The organism is Streptomyces sp. NPDC027189 (genome assembly GCF_055566975.1).
This window is the reverse complement of the sequence record NZ_JBVHRI010000028.1, coordinates 40118-57628: the sequence shown is the minus strand read 5'-3', so window position 1 is coordinate 57628 and position 17511 is coordinate 40118. Positions and strand designations below refer to the sequence as shown.

Annotated in this window: 15 protein-coding genes and 3 pseudogenes; 8 read left to right on the top strand and 10 right to left on the bottom strand. The window is 70.1% G+C overall.

Translation table 11 applies throughout. The features are described 5' to 3' along the window. Window positions 1-153: 153 nt before the first annotated feature. The 4 genes from ACZ4RZ_RS41365 to ACZ4RZ_RS41350 all read right to left on the bottom strand — a co-directional run bounded on the left by ACZ4RZ_RS41365 (window position 154) and on the right by ACZ4RZ_RS41350 (window position 4293). Window positions 154-1188 (bottom strand): SRPBCC domain-containing protein, encoded by a 1035-nt coding sequence (locus ACZ4RZ_RS41365; RefSeq protein WP_467752679.1) that lies wholly within the window; start codon window positions 1186-1188, stop codon window positions 154-156. 66 nt (window positions 1189-1254) lie between these two features. Then, a complete protein-coding gene (locus tag ACZ4RZ_RS41360) occupies window positions 1255-2910 on the bottom strand; it encodes a polyamine aminopropyltransferase (protein WP_467752678.1) in 1656 nt (551 codons plus the stop codon). A gap of 228 nt (window positions 2911-3138) precedes the next feature. Beyond that, on the bottom strand, window positions 3139-3657 hold the full coding sequence (locus ACZ4RZ_RS41355; protein WP_467752677.1) for a DUF2617 family protein: 519 nt from the start codon (window positions 3655-3657) through the stop codon (window positions 3139-3141). Window positions 3658-4002: 345 nt separating this feature from the next. Next, the gene (locus tag ACZ4RZ_RS41350; protein ID WP_467752675.1) at window positions 4003-4293 is read right to left on the bottom strand and encodes a hypothetical protein; all 291 of its coding nucleotides are present in this window, start codon (window positions 4291-4293) and stop codon (window positions 4003-4005) included. Between the two features lie 138 nt (window positions 4294-4431). Between ACZ4RZ_RS41350 and ACZ4RZ_RS41345 the strand changes: the two genes are divergently transcribed. Together ACZ4RZ_RS41345 and ACZ4RZ_RS41340 are read left to right on the top strand one after the other, a co-directional pair. After that, window positions 4432-5619, top strand: a complete 1188-nt coding sequence (locus ACZ4RZ_RS41345) for a pyridoxal phosphate-dependent aminotransferase (protein ID WP_467752674.1) — start codon at window positions 4432-4434, stop codon at window positions 5617-5619. A gap of 130 nt (window positions 5620-5749) precedes the next feature. Next, window positions 5750-6952 carry a hypothetical protein gene (locus ACZ4RZ_RS41340; RefSeq protein ID WP_467752673.1) on the top strand — a complete coding sequence of 401 codons (1203 nt, stop codon included), beginning with the start codon at window positions 5750-5752 and terminating at the stop codon, window positions 6950-6952. Between the two features lie 12 nt (window positions 6953-6964). Here ACZ4RZ_RS41340 and ACZ4RZ_RS41335 read toward each other — a convergent pair whose 3' ends face one another. Next, a complete protein-coding gene (locus tag ACZ4RZ_RS41335; protein WP_467752671.1) occupies window positions 6965-7495 on the bottom strand; it encodes a YbjN domain-containing protein in 531 nt (176 codons plus the stop codon). A gap of 229 nt (window positions 7496-7724) precedes the next feature. Beyond that, window positions 7725-10331 (bottom strand): ATP-dependent chaperone ClpB, encoded by a 2607-nt coding sequence (gene clpB, locus ACZ4RZ_RS41330; RefSeq protein ID WP_467752670.1) that lies wholly within the window; start codon window positions 10329-10331, stop codon window positions 7725-7727. 136 nt (window positions 10332-10467) lie between these two features. On the opposite strand from clpB, the gene ACZ4RZ_RS41325 reads away from it, so the two are divergent. Continuing rightward, window positions 10468-10881 (top strand): pyridoxamine 5'-phosphate oxidase family protein, encoded by a 414-nt coding sequence (locus ACZ4RZ_RS41325; RefSeq protein WP_467752668.1) that lies wholly within the window; start codon window positions 10468-10470, stop codon window positions 10879-10881. A gap of 134 nt (window positions 10882-11015) precedes the next feature. Here ACZ4RZ_RS41325 and ACZ4RZ_RS41320 read toward each other — a convergent pair whose 3' ends face one another. Beyond that, entirely contained in the window at window positions 11016-11351 is a 336-nt protein-coding gene (locus tag ACZ4RZ_RS41320; protein WP_467752666.1) for a hypothetical protein, read from the bottom strand. A 363-nt stretch (window positions 11352-11714) separates the two neighbouring features. Between ACZ4RZ_RS41320 and ACZ4RZ_RS41315 the strand changes: the two genes are divergently transcribed. Then, window positions 11715-12725, top strand: coding sequence for a helix-turn-helix transcriptional regulator (locus ACZ4RZ_RS41315; RefSeq protein ID WP_467752665.1), 1011 nt, complete (start codon window positions 11715-11717; stop codon window positions 12723-12725). A gap of 48 nt (window positions 12726-12773) precedes the next feature. Beyond that, window positions 12774-12986, top strand: a pseudogene (locus ACZ4RZ_RS41310) (helix-turn-helix transcriptional regulator); the annotation flags it as partial. Here ACZ4RZ_RS41310 and ACZ4RZ_RS41305 read toward each other — a convergent pair. Continuing rightward, the gene (locus ACZ4RZ_RS41305) at window positions 12922-13983 is read right to left on the bottom strand and encodes a helix-turn-helix transcriptional regulator (protein WP_467752663.1); all 1062 of its coding nucleotides are present in this window, start codon (window positions 13981-13983) and stop codon (window positions 12922-12924) included. The pseudogene ACZ4RZ_RS41310 and the gene ACZ4RZ_RS41305 sit on opposite strands and share 65 nt — an antisense overlap. Before the next feature lie 407 nt (window positions 13984-14390). Between ACZ4RZ_RS41305 and ACZ4RZ_RS41300 the strand changes: the two are divergent. Both ACZ4RZ_RS41300 and ACZ4RZ_RS41295 read left to right on the top strand, forming a co-directional pair. Then, window positions 14391-14600, top strand: a pseudogene (locus ACZ4RZ_RS41300) (circularly permuted type 2 ATP-grasp protein); the annotation flags it as partial. Continuing rightward, a pseudogene (locus ACZ4RZ_RS41295) lies at window positions 14580-14750 on the top strand (transglutaminase family protein); the annotation flags it as partial. The pseudogenes ACZ4RZ_RS41300 and ACZ4RZ_RS41295, both read left to right, overlap by 21 nt. Window positions 14751-14803: 53 nt before the next feature. Here ACZ4RZ_RS41295 and ACZ4RZ_RS41290 read toward each other — a convergent pair. Together ACZ4RZ_RS41290 and ACZ4RZ_RS41285 are read right to left on the bottom strand one after the other, a co-directional pair. Continuing rightward, window positions 14804-15295, bottom strand: a complete 492-nt coding sequence (locus tag ACZ4RZ_RS41290; RefSeq protein WP_467752759.1) for a hypothetical protein — start codon at window positions 15293-15295, stop codon at window positions 14804-14806. Window positions 15296-15408: 113 nt separating this feature from the next. Then, window positions 15409-16536 carry a sugar ABC transporter substrate-binding protein gene (locus tag ACZ4RZ_RS41285; RefSeq protein ID WP_467752661.1) on the bottom strand — a complete coding sequence of 376 codons (1128 nt, stop codon included), beginning with the start codon at window positions 16534-16536 and terminating at the stop codon, window positions 15409-15411. Between the two features lie 282 nt (window positions 16537-16818). On the opposite strand from ACZ4RZ_RS41285, the gene ACZ4RZ_RS41280 reads away from it, so the two are divergent. After that, a complete protein-coding gene (locus ACZ4RZ_RS41280) occupies window positions 16819-17481 on the top strand; it encodes a PA14 domain-containing protein (RefSeq protein WP_467752659.1) in 663 nt (220 codons plus the stop codon). Window positions 17482-17511: the final 30 nt, after the last annotated feature.

Here is a 17511-nt window from a genome sequence, read left to right as displayed (position 1 = left end):
ACCCGGCCAGGGGGCTCCGCCCCCTGAACCCCCGGGTGGTCTTCCGGGTGCGGGTGCGAGGGGGCTCCGCCCCCTGAACCCCAGGTGGTCTTCCGGGTGCGGGTGCGTGGGGGCTTGTCGCGCAGTTCCCCGCGCCCCTTACGGGGCGCGGAATCAGCGGCGTTTGCGGAGGGCGCGGGTCAGGGCGATCGCCGAGGCGAGGGCCAGGGCCGCGGCGGGGGCCGCCCAGCGGAGGGTGGCGCGGGCGGCGGTGGCCTCCGGCGGCGGGACGGGGGCGTAGCGGCCGCGAGGCGGAGCGTGGTCCACCTCCTCGGCGCTGCGACCGATCATCGTCCGCCGCGCGTGCGCCGCCTCGGCCATGGCATCCTCCCCGTCCGGCTTCCCCGCCTCCACGACGAACTCCTCCTCCACGAGTTCGTCGTCCTCCAGCGGATCGAGCGACGGAGGCGGAACCTCGACGTCGAAGACAGAACCGGACTCCGATTCCGGCTCGGACTCGGACTCGGGCTCGAGCTCGGACTCGGGCCTGGGCTCGGACTCGGGCTTGGGCTCGAGCTCGGACTCGGGCTTGGGCTCGAGCTCGGACTCGGACTCGGACTCGGGCCTGGGCTCGGGCTCGGGCTTGGGCTCGGCCGAAGCCTCGGATTCAGCCGCCACGTCCGGCTCGGACTCGTCCCGAGACTCGGACAGCGCGACCGCACCGGGCTCGGGCTCCGGCTCGGCCCGGGACTCGGGCTCCACCCCCGCATCCGGCTGAGGCTCCCGCTCACCTCCCGCCCCCAAGTTCTCCGCGAACCGGCTCAGCAGCCGCACCCCCGCCGAGGACACCGCGTCCGGCGGGAGTTCCGCCACGCGGCCGTCGCCGGAGGCCGTGCCCGTGAAGGCGAGGGTGGTGCCGCCGTCGGTGGGGCGCAGGTGTACGGCGAGGGCGAGCTTTACCGAGCCGGTGCCGCGGGCCTCGGTCGCATCGCCCTCGACGGCGTAGGTGCCGTCGTCCTGGGCTGTGACCCGGAGCGCCCCGCGGTAGGTGATCGTGTGGCCGCCGACGCGGACTCTCAGCCGCCCGGAGACGGGCGGCGTCCCCGCGTCCTGCTGGAGGCCCGGAATCGCACGGGCCACCCGCACAGGATCGGCCAGCGCCTCCCTCAACCGCTCGGCCGGAACCGGAACGAACACCTCATGCTCCATGTCAGCCGAGCCTACCCAGCACGGCCCGAAGCGCACCCGTGTATCACGGGATTCTCCCGCTCCACTTCAGTCGGCGTACCGCGGATGCACCAGAGTGGAGGGCGGGAGGCCGGCCGTGACCCGCGTTCGGTAGGCCTCCCGCGCGTCCGCGGCCAGGGCCGCCCGGGTCAGCGTGCGCAGCCGCGGCCCGTGCGGGGCGAGGCTCAGGCGTACGCCCGTACGGGAGGCGGAGGCCAGGATGAAACCCCAGTCCCGGGGGGCTTTCGACGTACCGCCCGCCGTACGGTCGGGACCCGCCGCGAAGCCGGAGTCCCGGCCGCCCACGCGGTAGGGCTCGGTGCGCAGCCCGGCCGCCCGGATCGTCCTGTCCACCGTCCAGAAGACGCGGGGGCGGGAGGCGACCGGGCCCGCGTGGACCGCCAGGCGGCCGTCGGGGGCCAGGACACGGTGCGCCAGCCCGTAGAACTCCTGCGAGTACAGCTTCGTACTGGCGGTGATGCCCGGGTCGGGAAGGTCCGAGATGACGACGTCGTACGTCGACGGGGCGCTGCGCAGCCAGCGGAAGGCGTCCGAGGTGATGACGTGCACGCGCGGGTCGTCGTACGCGTGGCCGTTCAGGGCGGACAGCGCCGGGTCGCTGCGCGCCAGCCGCACCACCCCCGCGTCGATTTCGACGACGTCGACACTGCGCACCCCGGGGTAGCGCAGCACCTCGCGCGCCGCGAGCCCGTCGCCGCCGCCGAGGATGAGCACGCGCGCGTGCGGGCCGTTCATCGCGGGGTGCACGAGCGCCTCGTGGTAGCGGTCCTCGTCGCGGCCGCTGACCCGGAGGCGGCCGTCGAGGAAGAGGCGCAGCGGACGGCCGTGCGTGCCGCCGGTGAGGACGACCTCCTGGACGTCCGTCTGGAGGGCGACCCGCACATCCGTCCCGTACACCGCGTGCCGCGCGGCCCGTTCGAAGTCGTCGACCAACACCGCGGCGGAGGCGAGGAGTCCGAGGACGACCAGGTTGGCGACCAGGAGAACCCAGCGCACCCGGCGGGTCAAGTCGCCCCGGAACAGGCCGAGTACGAGAGCCCCGCCGGCCACCGCGTTCACCGTTCCGGTGAGCAGCGCGCCCGTCAGCTGGCCGAGCAGTGGGAGAAGGAGGAAGGGAAAGGCCAGGCCACCCACCAGCGCGCCCACGTAGTCCGCCGCGAACAGGTCCGCCACCGCTCCACCCGGGTCCTGGCGGCGGATGCGCTGTATCAGCTCCATCAGGAGGGGGACTTCGGCGCCGATCAGCAGGCCGATGGTGAGGGAGAACGCCACCAGCAGATAGCGGGATCCGTTCGCCCAGACGCCGCCCCAGTCGCCCGTCCACGCGAACACCGCGTACAGCGCCATCGCGCTGCAGCCGCCGACGAGCGCCAGTGCCGCCTCGACCGCGCCGAAACCGGCCGCGGCGCGGGGACGCAGCCGCTTCGCGGCGAGGGAGCCGATGCCCATGGCGAAGACCATGACGGAGAGCACGACGGAGGCCTGGGTGACCGAGTCGCCGATCAAGTACGAGGCGAGGGCGACGAGTTCGAGTTCGTACACGAGTCCGCACGCCGCGCAGACGAATACGCCGGCGAGGACGAGGAACCGCCCGATGCCCGGGCGGACGGGCAGCCGCGCCTGACCCTGGACGCCCCAGAGCGGCGGCGCGCCGGGGGGAGCGGGCGCGTGCGGTTCGATCACCCCGCGAACGCTACGTCACGTCGGAGCTACGCTTCGTCACCCACACGTGTGGAACCGCGGCACTTTATGGCACCCCGGGTTGCGGAGGGCGTATCCGGGGCTCCGCCGCAGACCCCGCCAAGGGGTTGCGCCCCCTGCCCCATCGGCCTCAACGGCCCCGTCCTCAAACGCCGGACGGGCTGAAGACTGCCGGCCCGAGCCGAAAAGCCGCCCGCCGGCGCCCAACCGTCACAGCGCCGCCGTCACCCGAACCCCCACCCTCGTCCTCGTCGCCACCAACTGCCCGTCCTGCGGGTACGCGTGCCACGTACGCCAGTGGACCTGACCCTCGTGGCGCTGGGCGAGCAGCGCGGTGAAGGCGTGGGGGCTGCCGGGGAAGACGCCCGCCAGACCGTTGGGGTGGTCGGAGACCAGGGCCAGCAACTCCTGGGCGCGGCCCGCGAAGGAGCCGGGGGACAGCACTTCGACCCGGGCCGCGAACTCGTACTCCCAGTTGCCGACCCGCTTCGCCACGCCGAGCGGGAGGGGCGTGCTGCTGCCGGGGATGCACGCGACGGTCTCCGAGCAACTGCCCCGCTCCTCCTCCAGGAGCACCTGGTGGGACGCGCCGAGGAGTCTCAATTGGAGCTTCGCCCCGGCGAGTTCGAGGTCGAGCGTGGCGAGGGCAGGCAACGGCTCACGGCCGAGGGTCCAGGCGAGATCGGCCGCGCGCGTGTCGGTGTACGAGGTTTTCAGGGTCGTGAGCATGGGTCGGCTCCGCTAGCACGCAAAGGGAGGTGGGGGTCCGGCGCACCCGGTCGGCACCGGGGGAACGGCCCGGTCAGCCCGGTCAGGAAGGACGACCCGACGCCAGGATGACGACAGGGCCTCGGGGCTGCGTTGGTGATTGAGAGGGAATCATGAACTGTGGCGCCGCCACAGCGTTTTTACCCAACTTCGTCGGGTTTCCATCCCTCCGAGGGCTCCACAGCTCAACTGTTCAACTACGGCGTGCGCCCGGCGCACGGAAGTGCCCGTCGGCAGCCGTTGCCCGACGGGCACTTCCGTGTGCTCCGGATGCGCTTCCCTCACTGGGAGCTCAGCTGCCCCGTGTCAGCTGCCTCCGCCGCATCCGCCCCCGCCGCCACAGGAGGACCCGCCTCCGCAGGACGAGCCTCCGCACGACGAGTGACCGCCGCACGAGTGGCCCCCGTGGTGCCCGGACGAGCCGCTGTCGCCGGCGCCGCCGACCCACCAGCTGCTGCCGCCGCTGTCCGACGAGGAGCCGCGGTACGAACGGCGGCCCCCCTTCGAGAGCGTGACCTTCGACTGACTGCGGCTGGTGGCCATGAACGCCACGACGAGCACGATGCAGACGACCGCCAGGATGATGCCGATGACCATGGCGCCACCCTCCTTTCGTTCCCCCGAAGCGGCCCCCCGTGGGCCGTGCTTCCTGTATCGCTTCTTGCGTGAGAGGGGGATGCCCCCGCGTCTCATGACCCAAAGCAGAGTTGAGGAAGTCCAGAGCTTGGGCGCAGGATGACCGGCATGACCTCCAGCGCACGCCCGTTCCTCAACCGCCGGCTCGCCGAGTTCGGAACGACGATCTTCGCCGAGATGTCCGCCCTCGCGTCGAGCACCGGCTCGATCAACCTCGGCCAGGGCTTCCCCGACACCGACGGTCCCGAGGAGATCCGGGAAGCGGCCGTGCGGGCGCTGCGGGACGGGCGCGGCAACCAGTACCCGCCGGGTCCCGGCATCCCCGAGCTGCGCACCGCGATCGCCGCGCACCAGGAGCGCCGGTACGGCCTGTCGTACGACCCCGACACCGAGGTCCTGGTCACGGCGGGCGCCACGGAGGCCATCGCCGCCACGCTGCTCGCCCTGCTGGAGCCAGGCGACGAGGTGATCGCCTTCGAGCCGTACTACGACTCGTACGCGGCCTGCATCGCGATGGCGGGCGGCACCCGGGTCCCGGTCACCCTGCGCCCGCACGAGGGCAGCTTCCGGCTCGACCTCGACGAGCTGCGCGACGCCGTCACCGACAAAGCCCGGCTGCTGCTGATCAACACCCCGCACAACCCGACCGGCACCGTCCTCACCCGCGAGGAACTCACCGAGATCGCACGGCTCGCTGTGGAGCGTGACCTTCTCGTGGTCACGGACGAGGTCTACGAGCACCTCGTCTTCGACGGCGCCGAGCACCTGCCGATGGCCACGTTCCCGGGGATGCGCGAGCGGACGGTCACCATCGGGAGCGCGGGGAAGACCTTCTCGTTCACCGGCTGGAAGGTGGGCTGGGTGACCGCGCCGCCCGCCCTGGTCAGCGCCGTGCGGTCGGCGAAGCAGTTCCTCACGTATGTGTCGTCGGGGCCGTTCCAGTACGCCGTGGCCGAGGCGCTCGCGCTGCCGGACGCGTACTTCGATGCCTTCCGCGCCGACATGCTGGCCAAGCGGGACGTGCTGGCGGCGGGGCTCACGGAGGCCGGATTCGAGGTCTTCCGCCCGCAGGGCACGTACTTCATCACCACCGACATCCGGCCGCTCGGCGAGTCCGACGGCTTCGCCTTCTGCCGCGCCCTGCCGGAGCGCGCCGGAGTCGTCGCCATCCCGAACGCCGTCTTCTACGACCACCGGGAGGCGGGCGCGCCCTTCGTGCGGTTCGCGTTCTGCAAGCAGACGGAGGTGCTTCAGGAGGCGGCGAAGCGGCTCAAGGCGGCGTGGTAACACCGCCTTGAGCGCCGCCGTTAGCACTGCGCGCGCCGTCCGTACGGACGGCGCGCCGGGGCGAGGTGAACCGTACCCGCACGGAGGCGCAAAGCTCGCAAATACCCCGTAGGGAACGCACAGTTCGGGTGTGACCCACCCGAGTACCCTCGCTCGCCCCGCCCTCACGGAGCCCGGGGACCGCGCCCACCCGTCGCAGCGGGCCGCGCGCAGCCTGCCGACCGCCGCGGTGACCGCACTGGGGCTGTTCGCCGCCGCGCGCCTCACCGGCATCCTCGTGCTCGCGGCGGCCGCCTGGGCCACCGGCAAGCACCCGCTCGTGCTGCTCGCGCGGTCCTGGGACTCGATCTGGTACCTGGACATCGCGGCGCACGGCTACGGCAGGACGATGTATTTCCAGCCCACCGTCGTCCACAGCGACCTGGCGTTCTTCCCGCTCTACCCGGCGCTGGTGCGCACCGCCACCGCGCTGACGCCGCTGCACGCGGGCACGGCGGGCCTGCTGGTCTCCTGGCTGTCGGCGGCGGCGGCCGCCTGCGGTGTGTACGCGATCGGGGCCCGGCTGCACGGCCGCGCGGTCGGCACCACCCTCGTCCTGCTCTGGGGCCTGCTCCCGCACTCGGTCGTGCTGTCGATGGCGTACACCGAGCCCGTGCTGACCGCCTTCGCGGCCTGGTCGCTGTACGCGGTGCTCAGCGAGCGCTGGCTGTGGGCGGGCTCCCTCGCGGCGCTCGCGGGTCTTTCCCGGCCGAACGGGTTCGCGGTGGCGGCGGCGGTCCTCGCGGCGGCGGCGCAGGAGGTCTGGCGGCGGCGCGGAGGAAAAGTTCCCCACAGCCTGTGGACGGGCGCCGCTCTCGCGCCGCTCGGCTGGGGCGGCTACGTGCTGTGGGTGGGGCAGCGGAAGGGCGATCCGCTCGGCGGCTACTTCGAGGTGCAGCGGCTGTGGGGCTCGCGCTTCGACTTCGGGATGGGCTCGCTCCGCTTCATCAAGCACCTGCTGCTGTTCGGGGACCGCTTCGTGTTTCCCGTGACGCTGCTGATCGTCACCGCGGCCGTCCTGCTGTACGCGCTGCTGATCGCCGACCACGCGCCGTTGCCGCTCCTCGTCTACAGCGGCGTATTGCTGCTGATCGCGCTCGGCGGCTCCGGCTTCTTCGAGTCCAAGCCGCGCTTCCTGCTGCCGGCCTTCCCGCTGCTGCTGCCGCTGACGCGGGCGCTGACGCGAACGGCGAGAGCCCGGCCCTGGCACGCGACCCTGGTGGTCGGCGCCCTGGCCGGGCTCTCGTTCGCATACGGCGCGTATCTGGTGGTGATCACACACACGCCGCTGTGAGTCCCCTGAGGGTTACTCCTCGTCGTCTTCGGGCTTCTCCGCCTCGTTGATCTCCTGCTCCAGGCCCAGCTGCTCGACGAGCCACTTGTCGAACTCGATGGCGGCCCGCACCCAGCTGACCGTCGACGAGACGAAGTGCTCCAGGCTGACGCCGGTGCCGATCAGCATCTGCGCCTCGCCGATCAGGCGGACGGTGCCGTCGTCGTGCGTGTGGCTGTAGACCTTGGGCCACAGCGTGCGGCGGTTCCAGTCGTCGATGGACTCCAGCAGCGAGGGCTTCTCGTCGATCTGGTGCGGCCGGTCGTAGAACGTCCGCACCGAGAAGACCTGCTGGTCACCCTCTCCGCGGAACATGAAGTACGTACGGAACTGCTCCCACGGCGCCGCGAGGTCACCCTCATCGTCGACGACGTACTTGAGCTCCATCTGGTCAAGGAGCTGCTTCACGAGGTCCTGATCCGGGACGACGGGGCCCGCGGGGCCGCTGGGCTGCGGCTCGGGCTGGCCCCCGAAGTTCGGAATCGAGGACGGGTCGATGCTCACCGTGTATTTCCCTTCGTACGGATTCTGCCATCCTCCCCCATTCGGGGAGGGGAGTGGCAACCCCTGACGGGGCCTGTCGCCCGGGCGCTGGCAAGATCCGGTCACGGGCACCGCTCGGCGCCCGCCCCCGGAGCCTCCGCACTGATCATCCGAAGGGTTTGGCGCCGGTCTTCCGCAGCGCCTCGGCTCACCGGGCCGGGCCTTCGCACCGGCCCGGTGAGCGCGGCCCTTACAGCGTCTTGCCCGTCGCCGGGCCCACGATCAGCCCGTCGCCGAACGCGTCCACCCGTACCGTGTCGCCGTCCTTGACCTCGCCCGCCAGGATCTCCTTGGCGAGGCGGTCGCCGATGGCGGTCTGGACGAGGCGGCGCAGCGGGCGCGCGCCGTACGCCGGGTCATTCCCCTCGTCGGCGAGCCAGGCCAGGGCCGCGTCGGTGACCTCCAGGGTCAGCCGGCGCTCGGCGAGCCGCTTGGCGAGCCGGCCGATCTGGAGCCCCGCGATGCGCTCCAGCTCCTCCTTGTCGAGGGCGGAGAAGACCACCAGGTCGTCGAGCCGGTTGAGGAACTCCGGCTTGAAGGAGGCCCGCACGATCTCAAGGACCTGCTGCTTCTTCTCCTCCTCGGAGGTGAGCGGCTCGACGAGGAACTGGCTGCCCAGGTTCGAGGTGAGGATCAGGATGGTGTTGCGGAAGTCGACCGTCCGCCCCTGACCGTCCGTCAGCCGTCCGTCGTCCAGCACCTGGAGCAGGATGTCGAAGACCTCCGGGTGCGCCTTCTCGACCTCGTCCAGCAGGACGACGCTGTACGGGCGCCGGCGCACGGCCTCCGTCAGCTGGCCGCCCTCCTCGTAGCCGACGTACCCGGGCGGGGCGCCGACCAGCCGCGCGACAGTGTGCTTCTCGCCGTACTCGCTCATGTCGATGCGGACCATGGCCCGCTCGTCGTCGAAGAGGAAGTCGGCGAGTGCCTTGGCCAGTTCGGTCTTGCCGACACCGGTGGGACCGAGGAAGAGGAAGGAGCCGGTCGGACGGTCCGGGTCGGCGATTCCGGCGCGGGTGCGACGTACGGCGTCCGACACGGCCTGTACGGCCTCGGTCTGGCCGATGAGCCGACGGCCCAACTCCTCCTCCATGCGCAGGAGTTTCTGGGTCTCGCCCTCCAGGAGCCGCCCGGCGGGGATGCCGGTCCAGGAGCCCACGACGTCGGCGATGTCGTCGGGCCCGACCTCTTCCTTCACCATCGTGTCCTCGGCGGCTTCCTCCTCCGCCTCGGAGGCCTCCTCCAAGTCCCTTTCCAGGGCTGGGATCTCGCCGTACAGCAGCTTGGAGGCGGTGTCGAAGTCGCCGTCGCGCTGGGCGCGTTCGGCCTGGCCGCGCAGCTCGTCGAGCTTCTCCTTCAGCTCACCGACGCGGTTGAGAGACTGCTTCTCCTTCTCCCAGCGGGCGGTGAGACCGCGCAGCTCCTCCTCCTTGTCGGCGAGGTCGCGGCGCAGCTTCTCGAGGCGCTCCTTGCTGGCGGCGTCGGTCTCCTTGCCGATCGCCAGCTCCTCCATCTTCAACCGGTCGACGGCGCGCTGGAGTTCGTCGATCTCGACCGGGGACGAGTCGATCTCCATACGCAGCCGGGACGCAGCCTCGTCGACGAGGTCGATGGCCTTGTCGGGCAGGAAGCGGGAGGTGATGTACCGGTCGGAGAGGGTCGCGGCCGCGACGAGCGCGCTGTCCGCGATCTGGACCTTGTGGTGGGCCTCGTAGCGCCCCTTGAGCCCGCGCAGGATCGCGATGGTGTCCTCGACGGTGGGCTCGGCGACCAGCACCTGCTGGAACCGCCGCTCCAGCGCCGGGTCCTTCTCGATCCGCTCGCGGTACTCGTCGAGCGTCGTGGCACCGACCATCCGCAGCTCACCACGGGCGAGCATGGGCTTGAGCATGTTGCCGGCATCCATGGCGGAGTCGCCGCCGGCACCCGCGCCCACCACCGTGTGCAACTCGTCGATGAAGGTGATGATCTGCCCGTCGGAGTCCTTGATCTCGGCGAGGACGGTCTTGAGCCGCTCCTCGAACTCACCGCGGTACTTCGCGCCCGCGACCATCGCGCCGAGGTCGAGCGCGACGAGCCGCTTGTCCTTGAGGGACTCGGGCACGTCGCCCTTCACGATGCGCTGGGCGAGCCCCTCGACGACGGCGGTCTTGCCGACACCGGGCTCACCGATGAGAACGGGATTGTTCTTGGTGCGGCGGGACAGCACCTGCACCACCCGCCGGATCTCCTGATCGCGGCCGATGACGGGGTCGAGCTTGCCCTCGCGCGCCGCGGCCGTGAAGTCGGTACCGAACTTTTCGAGCGCCTTGTACTGGCCCTCGGGATCCGGGGTCGTCACCCGGCGTCCTCCCCTGGTCTTCTGGAACGCCTCAAGGAGCTTCTGCGCACTGGCGCCCTGCTGGGAGAGTACGTCGCCGGTCTGGCCGCCCTTCGCGGCGATACCGATGAGCAGGTGCTCCGTGGAGAGGAACTCGTCGCCGAGCTCCCTGGCACGTTCGGCGGCGTCGGCGATGACGGCGAGCAGCTCGCGGTTGGGCTGCGGGGGCGCGACGGTGGACCCCGTCACGCTGGGCAGGCCCGCAAGGACACGTTCGGTCCCGGCGCGTACGGAGGCCTGGTCGGCGTCGACGGCGGCCAGCAGATCAGTGATGTTCTCGCTTGCTTGTTGGCCTCGCCCCCCGAGCAGCGCCAGCAGCAGGTGCGCGGGGGTCAGATCCGGGTGCCCCTCGGACACGGCCCGGTTGGTGGCCGCGTTGATCGCATCCCGGCTCCTGTTGGTCAGCTCGGCGTCCACGGTCGCGTTCTCCTCCTTGCGTCAGCGGTCCTGCATACGTCCCTCGTGCATGCATCCCTCATGCTGAGTGTGCCAACGGGCACAAAGTTGAGTCTATTCCACTCAAGGCCGCGACGGGGGCGTAGATTCGGGCCTCATGGCTTCATATCCGGTGGACCCGCGGCAGCCCGACGCCGCCTACCTCAGCTTCTGGCGCGAGCGGCACCTGTGCACGCTCTCGACACTCCGTCCCGACGGGAGTCCGCACGTGGTGCCGGTCGGGGTGACCTACGACCCCGAGGCGGGCCTGGCCCGGGTGATCACCAACAAGTCCAGCGCGAAGGTGGGCCACGTACTGGCGGCGGGGGCGGACGGGGCGCGGGTCGCGGTCTGTCAGGTGGACGGCCGCCGCTGGGCGACGCTGGAGGGGCGGGCGACGGTGTCCGGCGACCCGGCGCGCGTCGCGGAGGCGGAGCGGCGGTACGCGGAGCGGTACGGGCGGGTGCCGTCCCCGAACCCGTCCCGGGTGGTGATCGAGATCGACTTGACCTCGGCGATGGGGCGCGGCTGATTTCGGCCTATGTCGGTATGGGCTGATACCGGGAGGTTTCACGTAAAACTGCAGCGGCGTCACCGTGTTCAGGTCACGGTGACGCCGCTGCGGGGGGAAGTACCTGCGCGATCTACTACGACGGGGGAATCGCGTCAGGCACTGCGGGGGGTGGCTGCAATGGTCTGTACGTCCGGAGCTTCCGGTTCGGCCAGCTGGTGGTCGCGCTGGTCGAGGTTCACAAAGATCATTCCGTACCGAATGGCACACCGCACTGGCTGTGGCGCCCCCCGAGGCCGCCGCAGACACCGGTACGCCCGCAAGTCGTCCTCTTCGTCCCGGGTGACCACCACCGGTTCCCCGAACACGGTCACCATCAGCGAGTCACCGCTGTGGGGGATGGCGGTGACCAGGTCGATGAAGTGCCAGCCGGAGCGGTAGGCGGTGGCCATTTCTCGGCGGAAGGAGCGGTCGTCGGGGGGAGTAGTCATGAGTCCACTGAAGCCTTCGTGACGTCACTCACAGCACTGTCGGCCGGAACGCTCAGACCCCAACCGCTGTCAGCCTGCACGGTCGTCTGCGCGTTGCCCCAGCCGCTGTCCATGGAGATAGCCGCCGGCATGCTGCCCCAGCCGCTGTCCGGTGGCGCCGATGTCGTCGACGAGCCCCCCGCCGCGAGGCCCAGAGCCCCGAGAGCCACAACCGCGGAGAAAGCAGTGGCAAGTACTGAGCGAAGCATTCTCCTGTACATAGTCGGCTTCGTCCTCACTTGATCGGATCCTCTCCCCCGGTAATGAAGACGATGTCTTATTCAGGCACGTCACCACCACCGACACGATGCATCATGTTCCTGCATGTTCAGGACCCTGGGGGGTGGCGATTTGCCCATAGAACACTCAAACCAGACACATCCCCATCCCGTCACCGAACTTTGTGACGAGGGGGCGCGCTTGTACACGAGCGCTTTGAGCACCGGGCGCATCGCCCGGGCCGAAGCGGCGGCCGCGCCATGCCTCCTGGAGTTCGCGCTGCTGCGCCCCGATCCGGACGACTCGAACTGGCTGCGGCCCGTCCCCCCGTCCGTCGCGCTCACCCAACGACTGCACCCTATTGAGCGCGAGATCCAGGAGCGCAGACGGCGCACCATCGAACTGACCGAATCATTTGAGCCGTTCATGATGGTCAGCGCCCAGGCTCCCGCCCCCACCCACGCGATCACCGTGCTGGAGGGAATCGACCGCATCAACGCGGCGCTCGACGTCGCCACGTCCGAGTGCCACACGGAGATGCTCACGATCCAGCCAGGCGGCCGCCGCAGCGAGCACATCCTCAACGAGGCCCTGCAGCGGGACCGGCCCCTTACCGACCGCGGCGTCCGGATCCGCACTCTGTACCAGCACACGGTCCGCTACAGCCAGGGCACCGCCGCGTACATGGACCGCATAGCGAGCGGGAAGATAGAGATCCGAACGCTCGAAGAACTCATCGAGCGGCTCATCATCTGCGACGGGACCGTTGCCTTCATACCCGCCAGCGACGACAACCAGTTCGCCCTGGAACTCCGTCACCCCGGCCTGGTCCGGTATCTGACCAGAGTCTTCGAGCAACTCTGGCGCCGCGCCACCCCTCTGCGGGAAGAAGTCCCGTACGAGTCCACCCCCGACGGCATCACGGGCGTCCAGCGCTCGATAGCCAAGCTCCTCGTCGAGGGCCATGTCGACGAGGCCATCGCGCGCCGGCTCGGGATGAACGTCCGCACCTGCCGCGCCCACATCGCGAAGCTCGCCGCGGCCCTGGGTAGCGGAAGCCGGGCCCAACTCGGCTTTCTGATAGCGCAGTCGGGGATTCTGGACCAGGAGCACTGAATGCCGAGAAGGCAGGGCGACGCGGCCCTCGCTCAGCGCGCGGGCGTAGAGCGCACGATGGCGAACCTTCTCGTCGAAGGCCTCACCGATGCCGCCACAGCCGACCGCCTCGGTATGAATGTCCGCACCGCCCGAGTCCACATCGCCAAACCCGCCGCCCTGCTCGGCAGCGAGAGACGGGCCCGACTCGGCTGTCTCATAGGCCAGTCGGGGATCCTTGACCAGGAAGGTCAGGAACACCAGGGGCATCAGGAACCGTGATCGGCTGGAGCTCCCCGGGGCGGGGCGGCCCGTCCAACCCCGCCTGGGCGATGCGGACGCCCAACTGGGTGCGACTGGCCGCGCCCAGGGTCTCCGACAGACGCGCGATGTGCGCCCGGCACGTACGGACGCTGATGCCGAGCCGTTCCGCGACCACCGCGTCCTGGTGGCCCTCGGCAAGGAGCGCGGCGATGGAGCGTTCTCGATGCGTGATGCCCTCGATGCCCGTCGACGGGAGCGGGGACGTCAGCGGGATCGCCAGACGCCACAGGCGCTCGAAGACCGTGACCAGGTAGTCGACCAAAGCCGGGTGGCGCAGTTCCAGGGCGATCGTGCGGTCCGGGTTCGCGGGGATGAAGGCGACCTTGCGGTCGAAGAGGATCAGGCGTTCCACGACCTCGTCGAGGGTCCTCGCCTCCGCCGCGTCCCCCACCAACTCCATGTAGTTGAGAAGGCCCTGGCCATGCCTCGCCACGTGTGTGTACAGGTCGCGCATGCGCACGCCCCGGCGGCGCATCTCCAGCGCCCGGTGCAGACCCTCGGAGAGTTCGTCCTCGCGGCGGATACCGCCCGGCTGCACGGCGAGGACCTCGCTCGTGCACTCCTCGGTCGCCTTGTCCATGGCGGCCCGGATCCGCGGCAGTCCGTCGAGGACGCGGATCGCCACGCCCTCGGCCGGCGCCTGGACGCGCCCGCCGAGCCCCGCGTACCACTCGAACGCGGACACCGCGTCGCCCACCCGCGCCTGGCTCGCGCTGACCTCCTCGTACACCCCCCGCAGCAGTCGTGTCATGACCTCCTGCGGCGAGGTCGGCACCAGCCAACCCATGTCGTCGGGGTCGGGGTGCAGCAGCGCCAACTCCAGCAGGCAGGGCACCGATTCCGCGTCCTCGCGGGGCACGCGGCCGCGCCGCACGGCCCGGGAGTACACCCGGTCGCCGGCCTCGCACAGTCGGTCAGCGCCGTGCGGATGCGTGTCCGTCCCGTGCCCGGCCATCTCCCACCCCTGGCTCCAACCCTGGCGTAAGCCCCGCATCCCAGCGTCTTTCGCAGCGCAACCACCCGCGCTCCGGCGTCTTCCGCAGCGCAACTATGCGCGGCCCCGTCCGGCATCGCAACACGGCTGCTCCGCCTACGCGCCCCATCTCGCCCGTATTTGCGGGCAAAAGTTCCCACCTCCGCCCTGCCCCTTGCAACAAGATGACGGTGGTGCCGCCCCGGCGCCCGGTGCACCGTGGAGCCGCTTCCCACGGGGTGCGCGACGGCGCTCCGAGCGACCCTGGTCGATCACCCCCCTTTTTTCGGCCAGGGCCCCGCGTGCGGCGGCGCACGGCGAAGGGCCGCGTGAGCTGCCGGAAATCACCGAGTGATCGGCATGTTACGTACCGCACTTGACGTCAGCTCATGGCGGACATATGTGACGCGTACGCGTTGGCCGATGCGTGGCACGAGATGTTTGAGCGGCCCGGTGAGGTCAGGACCGCCTATGAGCCGGCGCTGGCGGCGCTGCAGCCGATCGAGCCGGGTGAACTGCGGTTCCGGGCCGACCAGATGGCGCGGGCCTTCACCGACCGGGGTGTGACCTACGCCTTCGCCGGCCAGAGCCACGCCTGGATCGAGTACTGGGCGGGCGACCGGACCGGCTACGACCCCACCAACAGCACCCGCGCCGACGAGTCCCACGTCGTGGTCGGGCGGCGCCGCGACCACGACGACGTGACCCCGCACAAGGGGGTGTACCGGGGGTGGCCGGGGGGCCGCCCTCGACGTGTTCCGACGCGCCTTCGGGTACACCCCGGGCACGCACCAGCGGCGTGTCAGCCCGCGACCCAGCTCCTGAGGAGCGCCTCCCGGGCCGGCCGCCACGGTGTCGCGCCGCCGCCGTCGGCGCGGCCCCACTCCACCAGCCGTGCCACGTCCGCCGTACCGTCCACGAACCGTTCCAACAGCTCCAGCGACAGCTCGTACTCGGACTGCACATAGCCCCCGACGGCGGCGCAGTACACGGTCAGCTCGGCCTTCTCCTCGTCCGTGCGGACGTGGATCTCGAACGCGGGCGGGGCCTCGCCGCCGCCCAACGCCACGTCGAGGACCGTGTCCACCACGCTGTTCACCAGCCACCGGGTGCTCGAACGCACCGGGGCGTAGTGGACGCTGACGTCGCGCACGTCCGGCCAGGCCCAGAACCCCTTCTGGTCCGTGCCCACGGCCTCGATCCCCTCGGGGGTGAGCCGGACGCCGCGCCCGAACCCCTCGGGCTCTGCACCGAGGTACACGCTCTCCTCGGTGATCCAGAACAGGCCGATCATGGCCACGGGGCGCCTCCAGGGGGACGACAGGGGTACGACGTTCGACACGACGTTCGGTCACCCTCTGAGACACCGGTGAACCGCGAACGGTTCACCGGCACTGCGTCCGCGTCCTACTTGATGCCGTTCGCGCGGCACGCCGCCTTGTAGCTGGCCGTGCAGATCTGCTGGACGGTGTAGATGCTGTCGGGGATCACCGTGTCCTTGATGTTGCCCTTCTTGAGCGCGACCACGGGCACGAGCTGGGCCGGAATGTCCTTGTTCGTCGGGCTGTTGACCTTGTCGCGGGTGAGGGCGTCGAACTCGATCGAGCGGCCCTGGACCCTCGCCACGGCCATCTCGGCGGCCGCGGTGGCCTCCTGCGGGTACGACTTGTACACGCTCATGAACTGGTCGCCCTTGAGGATGCGCTGCACCGCGTCGAGCTCGGCGTCCTGGCCGGTGACAGGCGGCACGGAGCTGACGCCCGCGGTCTTCAGAGCGTCGATGACGGCGCCCGCGAGGCCGTCGTTGGCGGAGTAGACACCGGCGATGTTGTTGAGACCGACCGCGGCGATCGCCTTCTCCATGTTGGCCTTGGCGTTGACCGGGTTCCAGTCCTTGGTGTCGTAGGACTTGGCGATGACGACCTTGTTGTCGAGCTCGGAGAGGGCGCCCGCCTTGAACTGCGCGGCGTTCGGGTCGGTGGTCGCGCCGTTCATCATGATGATCTTCTTCGAGGACGAGTTGCTGCCCAGCGCCCCGACGAGCTCCTTGCCCTGGACCTCGCCGACGAGTTCGTTGTCGAAGGAGATGTACGCGTCGATCGGGCCCTGCGCCAGGCGGTCGTAGGCGATGACGGGAATGCCCGCGTCCTTGGCCTTCTGCACGCCGCTCGCGATGGCCTGGGAGTCCACCGCGTCCACGAGGATGACGTCGACCTTGTCGTCCACCATCTGCTGGAGCTGGGTGTTCTGCTTGGCCGCGTCCTGCTCGGCGTTGGCGTAGACGACCTTGCCCTTGTTGCTGGTGAGCTTCTCGACCTGCTCCTTGATGATGCGGTAGTCGAACTTCTCGTAACGGGTGTTTTCCCTCTCCGGGAGGAGCAGGCCCACCTTGATGTCGTCGCCCTTCGTGGGGCTGGCCTTGGTGTCGCTGCCGCCGATTCCGTCCACGACACCGCAGCCGGCGAGGGTGACGGCCATGGCGGACGAGGCCAGGGATATGACGGTGCGACGCAGACGGGTGTTACGAGTGTTCACATCAGGTGCCTTCCGGGCGAGGTTGCAGCATTGCGACCCAGGTGGCTGAAAGCCAACGCGGCGATCACCTCAGCGTCAAGGACTAACCACTTAACGAGATGGCAACAGCGTTCCGTGTTCCCCAAGTGAACACGATGGGAAGAGGGTACGCCCCGTCTTCCAGCAATCCCCATGGCTTCACCTTCTGTGATCCACCGTCGTACAACCAACTCCCCTGCTCAGGAGTCCTGATCGTCAACGGTTTTGCCCGCCGTTGACGATCAGGACTCCCGAAGGAACGCATTGAACCCAGCCAGAGGCACGACCGCGGCGCTCTCCTGCGCCCTCGTGCTCGCCACCGCCGGCGGTCTGCTCACCGCGACCGTCATCCCCGCGTCCGCGGCGACGAATTGCGCATCTCCCGTCTACAAACGGGAGTTCTTCGCGAACACCACCTTCTCGGGCACAGCGAAGAAAACGGACTGCGACGGCACGATCGACCAGAACTGGGGCACCGGCGCCCCGGCTTCGGGCCTGCCGTCCAACAACTTCGGCGTCCGCTGGACAGTGACCCGCGACTTCGGATCCGGCGGCCCCTTCGCCCTCCCCCTCGCGACCCAGGACGGCCTCCGCGTCTACCTCGACGGCAGCCGCAAGGTCGACCTCTGGAAGAACGTGTCGTCGACGGTGAAGAAGACCGTCAACATCACCATCCCGTCCGGCAAGCACACCCTGCGCGTCGACTACGTCAACTGGACCGGCTCCGCCACGGTCAAGTTCACTTACGCGCCGCGGACTTCGGCCACCTACGACAAGACCGCGCCGCTGGCCCCGGCCGGCCTCGCCGCCACGTACACGGCCGCCACCCAGCAGACCAAGCTGACCTGGTCGAAGAACGTCGAGATGGACCTCGCCGGATACCGCGTCTACCGGCAGGTGGCGGCAGCGGAGCCTGGCGGCAGCTGACCTCGGCGACCACCACCTCGTACACCGACG

Coding starts and splice junctions, on each gene's coding strand:
- ACZ4RZ_RS41315 (WP_467752665.1), top strand. CDS start 11,715: ATGTTCAGGACCCTGGGGGGTGGCGATTTGCCCATAGAACACTCAAAC.
- ACZ4RZ_RS41365 (WP_467752679.1), bottom strand. CDS start 1,188: ATGGAGCATGAGGTGTTCGTTCCGGTTCCGGCCGAGCGGTTGAGGGAG.
- ACZ4RZ_RS41325 (WP_467752668.1), top strand. CDS start 10,468: ATGGCTTCATATCCGGTGGACCCGCGGCAGCCCGACGCCGCCTACCTC.
- ACZ4RZ_RS41290 (WP_467752759.1), bottom strand. CDS start 15,295: ATGATCGGCCTGTTCTGGATCACCGAGGAGAGCGTGTACCTCGGTGCA.
- ACZ4RZ_RS41355 (WP_467752677.1), bottom strand. CDS start 3,657: ATGCTCACGACCCTGAAAACCTCGTACACCGACACGCGCGCGGCCGAT.
- ACZ4RZ_RS41305 (WP_467752663.1), bottom strand. CDS start 13,983: ATGGCCGGGCACGGGACGGACACGCATCCGCACGGCGCTGACCGACTG.
- ACZ4RZ_RS41345 (WP_467752674.1), top strand. CDS start 4,432: ATGACCGGCATGACCTCCAGCGCACGCCCGTTCCTCAACCGCCGGCTC.
- ACZ4RZ_RS41320 (WP_467752666.1), bottom strand. CDS start 11,351: ATGACTACTCCCCCCGACGACCGCTCCTTCCGCCGAGAAATGGCCACC.
- ACZ4RZ_RS41350 (WP_467752675.1), bottom strand. CDS start 4,293: ATGGTCATCGGCATCATCCTGGCGGTCGTCTGCATCGTGCTCGTCGTG.